The organism is Rhizobium sp. BK529 (genome assembly GCF_014194105.1).
Lineage (GTDB): Bacteria > Pseudomonadota > Alphaproteobacteria > Rhizobiales > Rhizobiaceae > Rhizobium.
In genome coordinates, this window is the sequence record NZ_JACIAU010000001.1 from 2,659,158 (window position 1) to 2,674,827 (window position 15,670).

15 protein-coding genes and 1 pseudogene are annotated in these 15,670 nt (G+C 60.3%); 7 read left to right on the forward strand and 9 right to left on the reverse strand.

The window, feature by feature from the left end:
• Window positions 1-38: 38 nt before the first annotated feature.
• From FHX08_RS13480 to FHX08_RS13495, 4 genes are all read left to right on the forward strand, one after another.
• Window positions 39-1,535, forward strand: a complete 1,497-nt coding sequence (locus tag FHX08_RS13480; protein WP_132652552.1) for an inorganic phosphate transporter — start codon at window positions 39-41, stop codon at window positions 1,533-1,535.
• A 14-nt stretch (window positions 1,536-1,549) separates the two neighbouring features.
• Window positions 1,550-2,287 carry a 16S rRNA (uracil(1498)-N(3))-methyltransferase gene (locus tag FHX08_RS13485; RefSeq protein ID WP_132652553.1) on the forward strand — a complete coding sequence of 246 codons (738 nt, stop codon included), beginning with the start codon at window positions 1,550-1,552 and terminating at the stop codon, window positions 2,285-2,287.
• A 141-nt stretch (window positions 2,288-2,428) separates the two neighbouring features.
• The gene (locus tag FHX08_RS13490; RefSeq protein WP_132652555.1) at window positions 2,429-3,802 is read left to right on the forward strand and encodes a glutamate--cysteine ligase; all 1,374 of its coding nucleotides are present in this window, start codon (window positions 2,429-2,431) and stop codon (window positions 3,800-3,802) included.
• Between the two features lie 95 nt (window positions 3,803-3,897).
• Window positions 3,898-4,788 (forward strand): DUF937 domain-containing protein, encoded by an 891-nt coding sequence (locus FHX08_RS13495; RefSeq protein ID WP_132652557.1) that lies wholly within the window; start codon window positions 3,898-3,900, stop codon window positions 4,786-4,788.
• A gap of 85 nt (window positions 4,789-4,873) precedes the next feature.
• On the opposite strand, the gene FHX08_RS13500 is transcribed toward FHX08_RS13495, so the two are convergent.
• The gene (locus FHX08_RS13500; protein ID WP_132652558.1) at window positions 4,874-5,173 is read right to left on the reverse strand and encodes a DUF1127 domain-containing protein; all 300 of its coding nucleotides are present in this window, start codon (window positions 5,171-5,173) and stop codon (window positions 4,874-4,876) included.
• A 207-nt stretch (window positions 5,174-5,380) separates the two neighbouring features.
• Here FHX08_RS13500 and FHX08_RS13505 point away from each other — a divergent pair, with 207 nt between their 5' ends.
• Window positions 5,381-6,340: a LysR substrate-binding domain-containing protein gene (locus FHX08_RS13505; protein WP_132652560.1), complete on the forward strand. Its 960-nt coding sequence runs from the start codon at window positions 5,381-5,383 to the stop codon at window positions 6,338-6,340.
• A gap of 1 nt (window position 6,341) precedes the next feature.
• Here FHX08_RS13505 and FHX08_RS13510 read toward each other — a convergent pair whose 3' ends face one another.
• From FHX08_RS13510 to FHX08_RS13525, 4 genes are all read right to left on the reverse strand, one after another.
• Window positions 6,342-6,983: a TetR/AcrR family transcriptional regulator gene (locus FHX08_RS13510; RefSeq protein ID WP_184327233.1), complete on the reverse strand. Its 642-nt coding sequence runs from the start codon at window positions 6,981-6,983 to the stop codon at window positions 6,342-6,344.
• 259 nt (window positions 6,984-7,242) lie between these two features.
• Window positions 7,243-8,118, reverse strand: coding sequence for a dienelactone hydrolase family protein (locus tag FHX08_RS13515; RefSeq protein WP_132652562.1), 876 nt, complete (start codon window positions 8,116-8,118; stop codon window positions 7,243-7,245).
• Window positions 8,119-8,221: 103 nt separating this feature from the next.
• Window positions 8,222-8,638, reverse strand: coding sequence for an MAPEG family protein (locus FHX08_RS13520; protein ID WP_132653212.1), 417 nt, complete (start codon window positions 8,636-8,638; stop codon window positions 8,222-8,224).
• 102 nt (window positions 8,639-8,740) lie between these two features.
• Window positions 8,741-9,496, reverse strand: coding sequence for an SDR family oxidoreductase (locus FHX08_RS13525; protein WP_132652563.1), 756 nt, complete (start codon window positions 9,494-9,496; stop codon window positions 8,741-8,743).
• Between the two features lie 100 nt (window positions 9,497-9,596).
• On the opposite strand from FHX08_RS13525, the gene FHX08_RS13530 reads away from it, so the two are divergent.
• The gene (locus FHX08_RS13530) at window positions 9,597-10,511 is read left to right on the forward strand and encodes a LysR family transcriptional regulator (RefSeq protein ID WP_184327234.1); all 915 of its coding nucleotides are present in this window, start codon (window positions 9,597-9,599) and stop codon (window positions 10,509-10,511) included.
• A 66-nt stretch (window positions 10,512-10,577) separates the two neighbouring features.
• Here FHX08_RS13530 and FHX08_RS13535 read toward each other — a convergent pair whose 3' ends face one another.
• Window positions 10,578-11,126: a hypothetical protein gene (locus FHX08_RS13535; RefSeq protein ID WP_132652564.1), complete on the reverse strand. Its 549-nt coding sequence runs from the start codon at window positions 11,124-11,126 to the stop codon at window positions 10,578-10,580.
• Between the two features lie 2 nt (window positions 11,127-11,128).
• Window positions 11,129-12,613, reverse strand: coding sequence for an IMP dehydrogenase (gene guaB / locus FHX08_RS13540; RefSeq protein ID WP_132652565.1), 1,485 nt, complete (start codon window positions 12,611-12,613; stop codon window positions 11,129-11,131).
• Window positions 12,614-13,100: 487 nt separating this feature from the next.
• Here guaB and FHX08_RS13545 point away from each other — a divergent pair, with 487 nt between their 5' ends.
• Window positions 13,101-14,519: a DHA2 family efflux MFS transporter permease subunit gene (locus tag FHX08_RS13545; RefSeq protein ID WP_132652566.1), complete on the forward strand. Its 1,419-nt coding sequence runs from the start codon at window positions 13,101-13,103 to the stop codon at window positions 14,517-14,519.
• Here the strand turns inward: FHX08_RS13545 and FHX08_RS13550 are convergent.
• Both FHX08_RS13550 and FHX08_RS13555 read right to left on the reverse strand, forming a co-directional pair.
• Window positions 14,512-14,908, reverse strand: a pseudogene (locus tag FHX08_RS13550) (VOC family protein). The gene FHX08_RS13545 and the pseudogene FHX08_RS13550 sit on opposite strands and share 8 nt — an antisense overlap.
• Window positions 14,909-14,965: 57 nt before the next feature.
• Window positions 14,966-15,670, reverse strand: coding sequence for an RlmE family RNA methyltransferase (locus FHX08_RS13555; RefSeq protein ID WP_132652567.1), 705 nt, complete (start codon window positions 15,668-15,670; stop codon window positions 14,966-14,968).

Below are 15,670 nucleotides of genomic sequence, written 5' to 3' on the forward strand. Positions count from 1 at the left end.
AGGGCAGCTCAAAAAGCATTGCTCAGCCAGGAACCAGAATGCCGCAACGCAACCCAGTGCTCACCAAACGCACGCTCGACAAGGATCTCGATAAGCTTACCTATGTCGAAGATGCGGCGAGGTACGTCTCGCGACGGCTGGTGACGCCGGGGCTCGGCCTGATCTTTCTCGGCCTCGCCATGCTTTTTGCCGGCGTCTATGTATTCGACAGGCCGGGCGCGATCCTGATCATAGCTGCCGCAGCGCTTGCCGCCTACATGGCCATGAATATCGGCGCCAACGACGTGACCAACAATGTCGGCGCGGCCGTCGGCGCCCGCGCCATCACCATGAAGCAGGCGCTGATCATCGCCGCGGTCTTCGAGGTGCTGGGCGCAACGATCGCTGGCGGCGAGGTCGTTAAAACAATTTCCTCCAGCATCGTCGATACGGTGCAGGTCCCGCCGGCGACGCTCGGCTGGGTCATGATGGCAGCACTGACGGCAGCCGCGCTCTGGATCAATCTCGCCACCTGGATGAATGCACCGGTTTCGACGACACATGCGATTGTCGGGGCCGTGATCGGTGCTGGTATTGGCGCCGTCGGCTTTGAACCGGTCAATTGGCGGGTGATGCTGGAAATCAGCATAAGCTGGATGACATCGCCACTGATCGGCGGACTGATTGCCGCGGGACTGCTCTATCTGGTGAAAACCCTCATCGTCTATCAAGAGGACAAGGTTGCCGCCGCCCGTCGGTGGGTGCCCGCGATGATCGCCGTCATGGCCGGCGGTTTCATGGCCTATATGGTGCTGCAGCTTGCGCCGCGTGGGCGTTATCCGTCGCTGACGATCCTTCTGATCGGGATCGGCATAGGCCTCGTCAGCTGGCTGGTCGTGCGGCCGATCGTCCTGCGGCAGGCGGAAAATCTCGAAAATCGCCGTAGTTCGCTCCGGACGTTGTTCCATTTTCCGCTGATCGGTTCGGCCGCCCTGCTCTCCTTCGCGCACGGCGCAAACGACGTTTCCAATGCGGTCGGCCCGCTCTCGGCGATCGTTCATTCGGCCGGCATCGCCGACAGTGGCATGATCGGCCAGCCGCCGCTCTGGGTGATGCTGATCGGCGCGTTCGGCATCTCGGTCGGTCTCCTGCTTTTCGGGCCACGCCTCATTCGGCTCGTCGGCTCGGAAATCACCAAGCTCAACCCGACACGCGCCTATTGCGTGGCCCTGTCGACCGCCTTCACCGTCATCGTCGCCTCCTGGCTCGGCCTGCCGGTCAGTACCACCCATATTGCCGTCGGCTCTGTCTTCGGCGTCGGTTTCTTTCGCGAATGGTACACGCGTCATTCGAAGCGCCGTATCGAGTTCATACGCCGCAAGGCCGAGGCCTTCGAGATCGACGAGCCCGAGCCAAACGTCCATGAAGCCCGGCGGCGCTATCTCGTCCGCCGCTCGCATTTTATGACGATCGTCGGGGCATGGGTCATCACCGTGCCGGTTTCGGCCGCGCTTGCGGCGGTGATTTATTGGGCTATGTTCGCGCTCTTCATGTAGGTCGGGGTTTCAGAATGCGCGCCAATTTCCGCATGCAGCGGGTTTTTATCGATGCTCCCTTGTCAGAGGGTGCTACCGTCGAGGCCAATCCCGATCAGTTCAACTATCTCGCCAATGTACTGCGCATGGAAGAGGGTACGGAAATCCTGCTCTTCAATGGCCGCGACGGTGAATGGAAGGCCGGCCTGTCCTTCCCGACCCGCAAGCGCATCCTGCTGACTGCCATCGAGAAAACCCGGCCGCAGCCTGCCCCTTCCGATCTGCACTATCTTTTCGCGCCGTTGAAGATCGGCCGCATGGATTATTTGGTGCAGAAGGCGGTCGAAATGGGTGCCGGGCTTTTGCAGCCAGTCATGACGCAGCATGTGCAAGGCAAGATCACCAATCTTGACAAGATCCGCGCCAATGTGGTCGAGGCGGCCGAACAATGCGGCATCCTTGGCATTCCCGATGTGGCCGAACCGGTCAAACTTGCCGATCTTCTCGACCACTGGCCTGCTGACCGGCGCATCATCTATTGCGACGAGGGCGATGCGGGGCAGAACCCGCTGCCGATTCTCTCGAAGGTGACGGAGCGAAGGCTCGCGCTGCTGGTCGGCCCGGAAGGCGGCTTCTCAGAGGAGGAACGGACACGACTACGCAGCCTCGATTTCGTGACCGCCATTCCGCTCGGGCCGCGCATTCTGCGCGCCGACACGGCAGCAGTCGCGGCAATGGCAGTAATGCAAGCGGCGATTGGCGACTGGAATTGACTGCCGCGGATCGATCCAGCGAAAACTGGTGCTATTTTTTTGATGACCTGTTGAAACAATTTCACTTGCAACTTAGCTGACTTGGGCACTAATCACCCTTCCAATTGCCCGGCCCCGGCCTTCCCGAATACAGGTACTTTCATGGCTCGCGACACTACCGACCAGACACCGCTCTCTTCGGTTCAGGAGCTGACCGATTACCTTGCCGCGGGCAACAAGCCGAAGGAACGTTTCCGGATCGGCACCGAGCACGAGAAGTTCGTGTTCTTCCGCAGGGATAACAGCCCGGTTCCCTATTTCGGCGAGGCCAGCATTTCGGCGCTCCTGAAGGGCCTGCAGGCCAAGTCCGGCTGGGAGCCGATCATGGACGGCGACAATATCATCGGCCTCGGTGAGCAGAACGGCATGGGCGCCATCTCGATCGAGCCTGGCGGCCAGTTCGAACTCTCAGGCGCGCCGCTCGAAAACATCCATCAGACCTGCAAGGAATCCAACCAGCATCTGGCGCAAGTGCGCGAAATCGCCGAGCCGATGGGCATCGGTTTCCTCGGCATCGGCGGCAGCCCGACATGGACCTATGCGGAAACCCCGCACATGCCGAAGTCGCGCTATGAGATCATGACGAACTACATGCCCGAGGTCGGCACCCGCGGCCTCGACATGATGTACCGCACGTGCACGATTCAGGTGAACCTCGACTTCTCGTCGGAAGACGACATGCGCCGCAAGATGCGCGTGTCGATGAAACTGCAGTCGCTCGCGACCGCGCTCTTTGCCTCATCACCCTTCACTGAAGGCAAGCCGAACGGCATGCTCTCCTGGCGTGGCGACGTCTGGCGCGACGTGGACAATCGCCGTAGCGGACTGCTGGACTTCCCTTTCCGCGACGATTTCGGCTTCAAGGACTATGCCGAATGGGCGCTCGACGTGCCCATGTATTTCGTCATGCGCGACGGCCACTATCACCGGGCTACACATGTCACTTTCCGGCAGTTCATGAACGGCGCGCTGAAGGGCGAGATATCAGCCTATCAGCCGACGATGGGCGACTGGACGAACCATCTTTCGACGCTCTTCCCGGATGTGCGCCTGAAGCGCTTCCTCGAAATGCGCGGCGCCGATGGCGGCCCATGGCGGCGCATCTGTGCCCTGCCGGCCTTCTGGGTCGGCCTGCTCTACGACGATGCCAGCCTCGAGGCTGCGGACGAACTGACGAAAGACTGGGGCTTCGAGGAAGTGAACGCGTTGCGCAACGCGGTGCCGGCGGAAGGCCTGAAGGCCGAATTCCGTGGCCATCGGCTGATCGACACGGCGCGCGAGGTCGTCAATATTTCCCGCGCCGGCCTCAAGGCGCGCAACAGGCTGAATGGCGACGGCGTCGATGAAAGCATCTTCCTTCAGCCGCTCGACGAGGTCCTGGCCAAGAAGGCAACACTCGCCGAAGATCTGCTGGCGCTGTATCACGGGCGCTGGAGCGGCTCAGTCGACCCGGTCTTCCAAGAATATCAATACTAAGACGCGATTTACCCTTTCCAAAAAGCCGTTTGCGCATTTCCATTTCGGGCTATACTGGCGCGAATATGCGTCGCGACTCGGGGAAAGGGACGTTCATGCTACCACTCTTCGACATGATGATGCAGGCGCAGAACGGGGCGGCGATGGATGCCCTCGCCAAGCAATTCAATCTCGCCCAGGAACAGGCGACGAAGGCGATAGCGGCGCTGATGCCGGCCTTTTCTGCCGGTCTGAAACGCAGCACCAGCACCCCATACGACTTCATGGGCCTGATGCAGGCGGTGGCTTCGGGCAACTATGCCAAATATTTCGAAGATATGAGCAAAGCCTTCACGCCCGAGGGTATTTCCGATGGCAACAACATCCTGTCCCAGCTCTTTGGTTCCAAGGAAGTCTCGCGCGCCATTGCCGCGCAAGCGGCGCAGATGACCGGCATCGGCCAGGAAATCTACAAGCAAATGCTGCCAGTCATGGCCGGTACGCTGATGGGTGGGCTGTTCAAGCAATCGACGGGTCAGATGGCCTCACCGGTCAATCCTTTCGTCAATACGGCCATGGGGGAGACGATCCAGAAATGGCTTGAGAGCACCGGCTTTGCGCCGAAACCAAAGGCCGCTCCCGAGCCCAGCATTTTCGATAATCCTTTCACGCAGGCTATGCAGCTGATGTTCAGCGTACCAAAACCCGAACCCCAGCAGCAGCCCGCCAATCCCTTCCTCGACAACCCCTTTGCCAAGGCATTCCAGGAGATGATGGCAGGGTTTCAGCAGCCGGCGGCAAAGGCTCCGGAACAGCCGAAAGAAGATCCGAAAGCTGAACACGATAGCTATGCGCATATGTTGAATGCCATGTTCGACAGCGGTCTGGAAGTGCAGAAAAGCTATCAGAAAGGCATCGAGGCAATCTTGGAAGCCTATCGGCCGAGACCAACGCCGTCTCCCGAAGGCCCCGGCCCCACAGACCGCTCCAGGATGACCGAAAAATAAAAAATCCCGGAGATGGCTGGGAAAGCCGATCTCCGGGTTAAGCGGCAGGGCTATTGGCTATCACCCTGCGGGGAAACGCGAGCGTTCAGTCCCTGTAGGGGCGCATGACAGCAATACGCCAGCGGCGCTTGGCCGCCTGCGTCAGATGCTCCGACGGATCTTCAAAGAAGGTCGAAGCGAGAAAGGCGGAGGTCACATCGGCCCGCGTCAGGCCGATATCCCGCAGCTGATTGTCATCAAGGTCGTAAAGCCCATTCACCTGCGAGCGATTGCGCACAATGCGAAGAGCGGTTGCCAGCGGCGCGAAAGCAGCCATGAGACGCTGGGTAAACGTCGGGGCGAGTTTGCCGCAGTCGAGTTCTAGTGTCTGTTCATGAGTGCGCATCGAACTCTCCTTTCTTCGGGGCGCAGAACAGCCCGCCCCGCCTGCGAGGTCGTGCAGGAAGGGTGAAGCTGGTCACAGGGCGGACAGGCAGGGTGTCTGTCCTTCACTTTGCTTGATTTGCATCCCGAAGATGCCAAAGAGCTATTGATCAGTCCAACGAATGTTTCTAATGATTAGCATCAGCGATCTTTATGAATGGACAAGATCATGTCGGCGCCCCTTGATATCGACCAGTTGCAGACTTTCATCGCAATCGTGGACTCCGGCAGCTTCACCAAGGCCGCCGACAAGGTCTACAAGACACAGTCCGCCGTCTCCATGCAGATGCGCCGTCTGGAAGAGCGCATCGGCAAGCAGCTGTTCATCAAGGACGGCCGCGGCAACAGGCTGACGGTCGAGGGCGAAAAACTGCTCAACTATGCACGCCGCATTATTCGCCTGAACAATGAGGCGATCGCCGCCTTTGACGACAACAGGCTGGAAGGCACGCTTCGCATAGGCACGCCCGATGATTATGCCGACCGTTATATGCCCGAGATCATCGGCCGCTTCGCCAAGACGCACCCGAATGTCGAGCTTTATATCGTCTGCGAGCCTTCGGTCGACCTCGCCGAACGCATGCACAAGGGCGAGCTCGATATTGCGCTCGTCACCCACAATCCGCGCGAACGCATTTCGGATGTGGTGCGCACGGAGCCGCTCTGCTGGGTCAGCTCCGCCAATCATCCGATCCGCGACGATGCGCCGGTGCCGCTTGCCGTCGGCCGGCGCGACTGCCAGTGGCGCCAGCTCGCCTGCTCGGCGCTCGACGCAGTCGGCCGCGAATATCAGATCCTGTTCACGAGCTGGTCCTGCACCGTGGTCGCCTCGGCCGTGCTTGCCGGCATGGCGGTTTCGGTCATGCCGGAATCGGCACTACGGACGGGCATGAAGGTCTTGAGCCAGGCAGACGGCTTCCCGGCGCTGCCGCCGGTGCAGATCGGTATCATGAAGCGACCCGGCGTTTCGCTATCGCTGATGAATGCAATCACGGCGCATATCACGGCCTGCCTCGACAACATTACGCCGACGGTCATCGAAGATGGGCTGGAACAGGATGTGAAGACGGGTTACGCCCGACACTATCCGCGGCTCAAGGCTGCGGCCAGCATGATGCCGAGCTGGTAAATTACGCCGCCGAGGCAGATGTCGGGGCAAAGAGGGAAGCACGGATTGCGCGCTTCCACTCCTCGAGGATGCGCTCGCCGAAACTATCTTCACTCAGCACCGCAAGGCGGATGGCCGCGCCGATCAGGTGACTGAAAAGATACGTGCGCGCTTTCATTTGCTCATCGCAGGATTCCGGCGCCAGGCGGCGTACGGCAGCCTGAAAGATCTCAGCGACCTGGCCGCTATGCTCGATGTTCAGGCGCAGGAGATCCTGATCGGTTTCGGTGCCCATCCAGACGCCGAGATAGGCGGCATCGTTGCGGTATTCGGCATAGTACCAATCGATCATTGTCGCGATCAGGTCGAGCGCTTCGTCGAAGGACTGAACGTCTTCGAACATTTCAGTCGTCTTCTGCTGGATCGCTTGCGCATGACGGTCAAACAGCGCTTTGACGATCGCTGCCTTTTCCGGGAAATACTGATAGACCGAACCGATCGGAACTTTGGCGGCGGCGGCCAGCTCGGTCATCCGCATGGCGCTGACGCCTTTTTCCGCGATGATGGTGGCGGCGGCGTTGAGGATCAGATCCAGCCGCTGGATGCTGCGCTCCTGTTTTGGCTTCCTGCGAAGCGCTATGCGATCCAAATTCTCCGCGCCCATGTGGTTCCCATCTGTCTCGTTATTGAGCGGCGGAAGTGGAGTGTCATACCGGCGCGTCGGGCCGATATGACATGCAGGTATTCATCCGTCGTAAATGGAAATGGTCGGATTTTAACCAATGGCAAGAGGTCATGAAAAACGGGGCGTTACGCCCCGTTTTGGCTCCTCACGAAACAGGTCCTTAACAGTTTGTTCAACAAGGCCCGACTGAGTGTTTGCTGCCCGGTCTTGTCGCCTTACGGCACAATGCTCAGCCCTGTCAGGCAAGATTCTGTTTCAGGAACTCGACAGTGCGACCCCAGGCAAGATCGGCGGCTGCCTTGTCATAACGGGCAGCCGACGTATCGTTGTTGAAGGCGTGGTTGGCGCCGTCATAGATGTAGATTTCGAATTTTTTGCCATTCTCCTCCAGCGCCTTCTTGTAGGCTTCGATGCCGGCATTGATGCGGTCATCGAGGCCGGCATAGTGAAGCAGCAGCGCCGCCTTAATATTGGGCACGTCCGAGGCCGGCGGCTGGGCGCCATAATAGGCGACGGCCGCCTTCAGCTCAGGCGATTTGACCGCAAGGTTGTTGACCGCGCCGCCGCCCCAGCAAAAGCCGATCGCGCCGACCTTGCCGTTTGTCGCATCGAGCTTGGAGAGGTAGACGACGGTTGCTTCGCCATTTGCGGTGACCGTGGCCGCGTCGAGCTTGCTGAACATGTCGCGCGCCTGATCCTCATTCTCAGGCGTGCCGCCCTGAGGCGAGAGGAAATCCGGAGCGAGCGCCACGAAGCCTTCAAGCGCGATGCGGCGGGCGACATCGCGGATATGCGGATTGAGACCGCGGTTCTCATGGATGACGATGACGGCGCCGAGCTTGCCGGGCGCATTCTTCGGCTGCACCAGATAGCCTTTCATATCGCCGCCACTGCCGGGATAGGTAATATCCTGGCCGGTCAGGCGATCGTCATTTTCGGCGACGACCTCGGCGGCTGCCTTGTTGGCGGCAAGCAATGGTGCAATTGCCGCGGCCGCGGTTGCCGAGCCGGCAAGCTTGGTGAGCTTGTCCATGAAGCTGCGGCGATCCAGCGTCAGATGCGTATATTCGTCATAGGCGTTGATCATTGCCTGCGTAATGACGGGCTTTTCCATGACAGACCTCCTCTGTTCCCTACCCCATGCCCAATCGGCAGGAGAGAACATAGGCCAGCGCCTGATAACGGAGGAACAAAACTGTGTTACTGGCGGCTTCAGCTCAGGAAAACAGCATCCAGCCGGCAAGCCAGGCCCACATGCCGGCGAGTACGACAAAGCCAAGGGCAAAGAGCGGGCTGCGATAGCGCAGATCGTTGCTGGTGACATGCACATAGGCATGAGCATAACGCAGGATGACGAACAGCCAGGCCAGCACCATGGCCGCCAGATTGTCGGCCTCGGTTATATAAAGAAGAATGCTGCAAGCATAGAAGAGCACCGGCAGTTCGAACTGGTTGGAAAGGCTGTTCTTGACGAACAGGCATTCGGCCGGTTCGTCACGGTTCTCGCGATAATCGGATCTCTTGATCCGGCCCTCGCGAACTGCCTTGCCGCGACGCAAGCTGAGCAGCCCGTAGAGGATATAGACCAGCAGGACGTGGGCAAGCAGAGGCCAGAACATCTCATAGCCGGTCATCATCATTCCCTTCATTTCGGCGATTGCTGCGCGAGCAGTAGCGGAAAGATCGGGCGGATGCCAGAGCCTGACGGCCCGCCGTGGAGCGGGCCGTCTTCTGTATCAGACTTGAGCGATACCACCGTCGACGAAGATCTCCGCGCCGGTGATGAAGCTCGAATCATCGGATGCGAGGAAGAGTGCCGTAGCGGCGATTTCCTCCGGACGACCGACGCGGCCCATGGGAACCTGCGAGGCCATATAATCCAGCAGGCCCTGCTGTTGTGCCTTGTCCTTGCCGGCTAGTTCGACGAGGCCGGTCGTTTCCGTCGGGCCGGGGCTCAGCGTGTTGATGCGGATGCCGCGGTCCTTCAGGTCAAGGATCCAGTTCCGGGAGAAGTTGCGGATTGCGGCCTTCGAGGCGGCATAAACGCTGAAGGCCGGCGTGCCGGATGCACCCGCAGTGGAACCAGTGAGAATGACCGAAGAACCATGCCCAAGCAGCGGCAGAGCCTTCTGCACAGTGAAGAGCACGCCCTTCACGTTGCGGCCGAACGTATCGTCATACTGTTCCTCGGTGATGGAGCCGAGCGGCGCAAACGAACCGCCGCCGGCATTGACGAAGAGCACGTCGAGACGGCCGGCCTCTGCCCTCACCAGGTCGTAGAGCCGATCGAGATCGGCAAGCTTTGCTGAGTCAGCCTGAATGCCGGTAACGTTGCCGCCGATTTCCGCCACGGCTGTATCCAGCAATTCCTTGCGGCGGCCGGTAATGAAGAGCCGTGCGCCTTCGGCAGCGAAGCGCTTTGCGGTGGCAAGGCCGATGCCCGAGGTGGCGCCCGTGATAACCGCAATCTTTCCATTCAGTCTCTGGGTCATTGTCGTCGTCTCCTGTTGTGTTCGACCGGACTGAAGATGTGGACGGACCTTCTGTTTCTGAATAGAAAGAAATGAAAGACATCATTGCAGGAATGAAACGATGAGCTTTCCGGATTTCGAGGGCCTTGCCATGTTCGCCAAGGTGGCGGAGGAGCGCTCTTTCGCTCGTGCCGCCAAGACGCTCGGGGTTTCCGTGCCGACGGTGTCGCGGGCGATCAGTCGGCTGGAAGAGCGGCTCGGAGCGCGGCTCTTCAACCGCACATCGCGGCAGCTGGCACTGACCGTTTTCGGTCTGCGGCTCGTGGATAGCGCCCAGCGCATCTATGCCGAGGCGGAAGCAGCCGAGAATGCAGCACGCGAACTTTCAAGCCAGCCGCGCGGGCTGATTCGTCTTGCCGTGCCCATGGTCTTCGGACGGCAGTGGCTGGCGCCGATCCTGCCCGATTTCTTCGAACTCTATCCCGAAGTTTCGATCGACATGCACATGAGCGATGCGGTCGTCGATCTCGTGGGTGACGGCTTCGATGCGGCGCTCCGCATCGCGGTGCTGCCCGATTCCTCGCTCGTGGCAAAAAGGCTGACGCCGGTCGCGCCCTTCATTCTTGCCGCTCCCAGCTATCTCGAGAAATACGGCTGCCCGCAGCATCCACGGGACCTCGCGGCCCATCACTGTCTCGGTTACGCCTATCGGCCGCGGCAGGATATCTGGCGTTTCGGCAACAAGGCGGGTGAAGAGGAGATCGTCGTGCCGACCGGGCCGCTGCGCGCCACCAATTCCGAGGCCCTGATTCCGATGGCGTTACGCGGCCTCGGCATCGTCGAATTGCCGGAATTCATAGCTTACGACTATCTTGTCGACGGCCGCCTGAAAGCGATCCTGACCGACTGGACCTTGCCGAAAGGCGCACTTTATTTCGTGACACCAACGGCGCGTGCCCGGCCGGCAAAAGTGGAAGCGCTCGGGGATTTCCTTGCGGCGAGGCTTTCGCAGCCGACATGGCGTTGGCCGCGATAGAGCAGTTCCAGCACTGTTGTGCAGCGGTTTTTGCGTCCGGAATTGCGCGAAGGGGGCTGCGGGCGCTCAGTCTTGGTGCGTCTGGCGGAGAATTGCGCCACGCACGATGAGAATGGCGCAGATGGCGAGGCTTGCGAATTTCAGCTTTGTCATCCACGGCAGGATCTGCGCGGCAAGGGCCGCCGCACCGCTATCGCTGAAGGCAAAAAGGCTTGAGACATTTTCCGCGTAATCGGCAAAACCATAGATGAAGGGCAGGATATAGGTCATCCGGCCGAGCAGGCGGGGTGCCTGCCTGCCACGCCATGTGTCAATCGGCCCGAGCCGCAGGAAAATCAGGAATAGAAGGGCCGTCAGCAGGGCCGGAAAGATGAGTTCCGGGCCGAAATACATAGCCCGGAGAATACGGCTTGCCGTCTCGTTCTGATCGAGCAGCGTCTGCATGTGAAAGACGGCAGCCTCGTCATAGCCCGAGAAATAAGTATCGAGCACCGCCTGCCCCGTCTCATGCTCGAAAGGCAAGGTGAAGCCGAAGGTGGTCCAGCCGAGGACGATGAGACAAAGGGCTGCGAGCAGCGCGATGATCCAGAGCGGAATCGAGCTGCCCATTTTCATTATCAGACACCGACACCCGGATAGTTCGGGCTTTCGCGGGTGATGGTCACGTCGTGCGGATGGCTTTCGCGAAGGCCGGCGCTGGAGATGCGCACGAAGGTGGCGCGCTCCTGGAACTCCTTGATATCCTTGCCGCCGACATAGCCCATGGCAGCCTTGAGGCCACCTGCGAGCTGATGCAGAACGCCCGAGACTGGTCCCTTGTAGGGAACCTGGCCTTCGATGCCTTCAGGCACGAGCTTCAGCGTATCGCGCACTTCCGCCTGGAAATAGCGGTCTGCCGAGCCGCGCGCCATGGCGCCGACGGAACCCATGCCGCGATAGGCTTTGAAGGAGCGGCCCTGGTAGAGGTAGACCTCGCCCGGGCTTTCGTCGGTGCCGGCCAGCAGCGAACCGATCATGACGGCCGAAGCGCCTGAAGCGATCGCCTTTGCCACGTCGCCCGAGAACTTGATGCCACCATCGGCGATCACGGGGATATTCTGCGCCTTTGCCGCCTCGACCGCCGACATGATCGCGGCAAGCTGGGGAACGCCGACGCCGGCGACCACACGCGTCGTGCAGATCGAGCCCGGGCCGATACCGACTTTCACCACGTCAGCACCGGAATCGATCAGCGCCTTGGTGCCGTCATAGGTCGCGACGTTGCCGGCCATGATACGAACGGAATTGGAAAGCTTCTTGACGCGGCCGACGGCTTCCAGAACGCGGGCCGAGTGACCATGGGCGGTATCGACGACGAGCAGGTCGACGCCGGCATCGATCAGCCGTTCAGCGCGTTCGAAACCATCGTCACCAACGCCGACGGCAGCGGCAGCGCGCAGGCGGCCCTGCGCATCCTTCGATGCGTTCGGGTTCAGCTGCGCCTTTTCGATATCCTTGACGGTAATAAGACCGACGCAACGACCCTCGCCATCGACCACCAACAGTTTTTCGATGCGATGTGCGTGCAGCAGGCGCTTGGCCTCCTGCTGATCGACGCTTTCCTTGACCGTCACGAGATTGTCGCGGGTCATGAGTTCGAAGATCTTCTGGGCCGGGTCGGATGCGAAGCGAACGTCGCGGTTCGTGAGGATGCCGACCAGCAAACCGGATTTTTCAACGACCGGAATGCCGGAAATGCCATGCATTTTCATCAGCGCCAGGGCATCGGCAAGCGTCGCGTCGGGGCCAATCGTCACCGGATTGACGACCATGCCGCTTTCGAACTTCTTGACTTGCCGAACCTGCTCGGCCTGTTCCGCCGGCGTCAGGTTCTTGTGAATGACGCCGATGCCGCCGGCCTGGGCCATGGCGATTGCGAGACGTCCCTCGGTGACTGTGTCCATGGCGGCTGAAATGATCGGGATATTCAGCTCGAAGTCCGGTGCGAGGCGTGTTGCGACGCTCGTCTGGCCGGGGAGGACTTCGGAATGACCGGGTTGCAGCAGCACGTCATCGAAGGTGAGTGCGTCCAGTCCGGTTGGCGTTTCTATGATGCGAGCCATGGCCAAATTCCCTCAAGAAAGAAAAATGCGACCCACCCGGTACGAATCGTCCGCACCGGCGGTGTGCATGAGTTTATGGAAGTTGGCGAGGGCTGGTAACACGTCTATGACAGGAAGGAAATAGCAAAAAAGCCAGGCAAACGGCCAAGTCTAATGAGCCGTGCACTCGTTCCGTCGCGCAGAGGACGCTCTAACATATTGAATTTATGCGTCAGGCTTAGTGAAAATCGACTTCGATTTTCGAGCAGATGCTTTCGCATGGGAGCCATGCGCCTAGCTCAGATGTCGAATAGTTCGCCCGGATTTCTTGCCCTGGCCGGGCAAGCATATTTCAAACTCGAGAGACGAAGGTGCCGAACACCGCGTCTCACGCAGTCGTGATCCAAACGGGTAAATGCTACCGATTGGGGGATTGGCAGAGCCCACAACTGAGACTACACAGCACGGGCCTCCCAAGCCTCATCCGCATCCATCAAGGCATTCGCCTATGAACCGCATTGTCCCGCTGATCCTCGCTGTTGCCCTCTTCATGGAACAGATGGACTCCACCGTGATCTCGACGGCTCTGCCGGCGATTGCGGCCGATCTGCATGTCGGGCCGATCACCCTGAAACTCGCGCTCACCTCCTATATGGTGGCGCTTGCGGTGTTCATTCCGATCAGCGGCTGGATGGCAGATCGCTTCGGCGCCAAGAAGATCTTCCGGCTTGCAATCTGCGTTTTCGTCGTCGGCTCCATTTTCTGCGCCTTCTCCTCCAGCCTTGTCGAATTCGTCTTTGCGCGCTTTCTGCAGGGCATGGGCGGCGCGATGATGACGCCTGTCGGGCGCCTGGTGCTGGTGCGCACCACGCAGAAGAGCGAACTGGTCTCGGCCATGGCGCTGCTGACGATTCCGGCGCTCGTCGGCCCGCTTGCCGGCCCGCCGCTCGGCGGCTTCATCACCACCTATTTCAGCTGGCACTGGATCTTCCTGATCAACGTGCCGGTCGGCGTCATCGGCGTGTGGCTGGCGACGATCTACCTGCCGGAAATAGAGGCAACGGCGCCGCCGAAGCTCGACTTCAACGGCTTCGTCCTGACCAGCCTTGCGGCGGCCGGTGTCGTCTTCGGCCTGTCGGTCGTCAGCCTTCCGGCCCTGCCGCCGATCATCGGCATCTCGGCCACGGCAATCGGCATCATCTGCGGCGTGCTCTATGTGCGCCATGCCCGGCGCTATCCAACGCCGATCCTCGACCTCAACCTGTTCAAGAACTCGACCTTCCGTGCCTCGACGACTGGGGGCACACTGTTTCGCATCTGCGTCGGCGCCATGCCCTTCCTGACCCCACTGATGCTGCAGCTCGGATTTGGCCTAACACCCTTTCAATCCGGCCTTATCACATTTGCTGGCGCGATCGGTGCCATCACCACGAAGTTCATCGCACGCCGCGTCTACAAGGCGATCGGCTTCCGCACGACGCTTCTTTGCGCCGGTGCGGTGACGACGGTCGTGACAGCCGTCACCGGCCTCTTCACACCGGATACGCCGCATCTCGTCATCATCGGCGTGCTGCTGCTCGGCGGCTTCTCCCGCTCCTTCATGTTCACTGGCGTCAATGCGCTAGCCTTTGCCGATATCGACGATGCACAGGCGAGCCAGGCAACATCGATGGCCTCGGTGATGCAGCAGATCAGCCTGGCGCTCGGCGTTGCCCTCGCCGCCTCGATCCTGGAAACTTCGATCTATTTCCGCGGCGCCGAACTGCAGATCATCGATTTCCACATCGCCTTCTTCGTCATCGCTGGCCTGACCGTCATCGCAACCATCCCCTTTGCCCGCATGGCCAAGGACGCCGGCGCCTCCGTATCAGGGCACCGCGCCAAGCGCGTGCCGCCAACGATCAACGCGCAACAGGCTGTCAAATAAAGAGTGGTTCTTCGGCTTTCTCACAGACGGCGCACAGCTTGTTGCCGTCGAGATCGCGGACATAGGCTGCGTAGAAATGCGCGTGATAGGAGCGCAGCCCCGGCTTGCCTTCATCGATAGCACCGGCCGCAATTGCTGCCGCATGGAAAGCATCCACCGCCGACCGCGTCTCCGCCTCGAAAGCCACCATGGAGCCGTTGCCGTTCGTCGCGGCGCCGGTTGAAGGGAGTTACCACCCAGAAGCGGCAGCGCGTGTCGCCATCGGCGGCATAGCCGATCTCCTCTTCCGAATAGCGCTGGCACCGGTAGCCGAGCACCGGCAGAACGGCATCATAGAAATGCCGCGCGCGATAGAGATCGTTGGTGCCGAATGTAACATAAAGAAGCATGGGATCGGCGGATATCCAGTCCTGGGCGTCTAATCATTCACAGGACTGACATAAAGATCAAGCGTCCTCGGGCTCGACCTCTGCCTTGCGGCCTTTGAAACCCTTTGCCAGCAGGAACATCTCGACCGATTCCGCACGCGAGGAAGCGGGCTTGACGTGCACGACCTGGCGGAAATGCTGTTTCAGCATGGCGAGCAGATCGCGCTCGGTGCCGCCCTGAAAGGTCTTGGCCAGAAAATGCCCGCCCTCGCCAAGCACTTCGATGGCGAAATGCGCGGCGACTTCGCAGAGATGCATGGTGCGCAGATGGTCGGTGCGGTGATGACCAGTTGTCGGTGCCGCCATATCCGAAATCACCAGATCCGGCGTGCCGCCGACGGCCTCCATCAGCTTTTCCGGAGCCGATGGATCGAGGAAGTCGAGCTGGAGAATCTTGACGCCAGGAAGCTGAGCCATTTCCAGGAAGTCGATCGCGGCAACGCGAACATCCTCGTCGGTCGATCCCGTCACCTTCGCAGCGATCTGCGACCAGCTGCCCGGGGCGGCGCCGAGATCGATGATGCGCTTTGCGCCCTTCAGGATGTGGTACTTCTCATCGATCTCCAGCAGCTTGAAAGCTGCACGGGCGCGATAGCCTTCGAGCTGGGCGCGCTGCACATAGGGATCGTTGATATGGCGCTGCAGCCACTGGCGGGAGGAAGCCTTCAGTTTCTTTTTCTTGACGCGCTGGCCAAGCTTGCGGCCGATCGGTGCCTTGGTCAT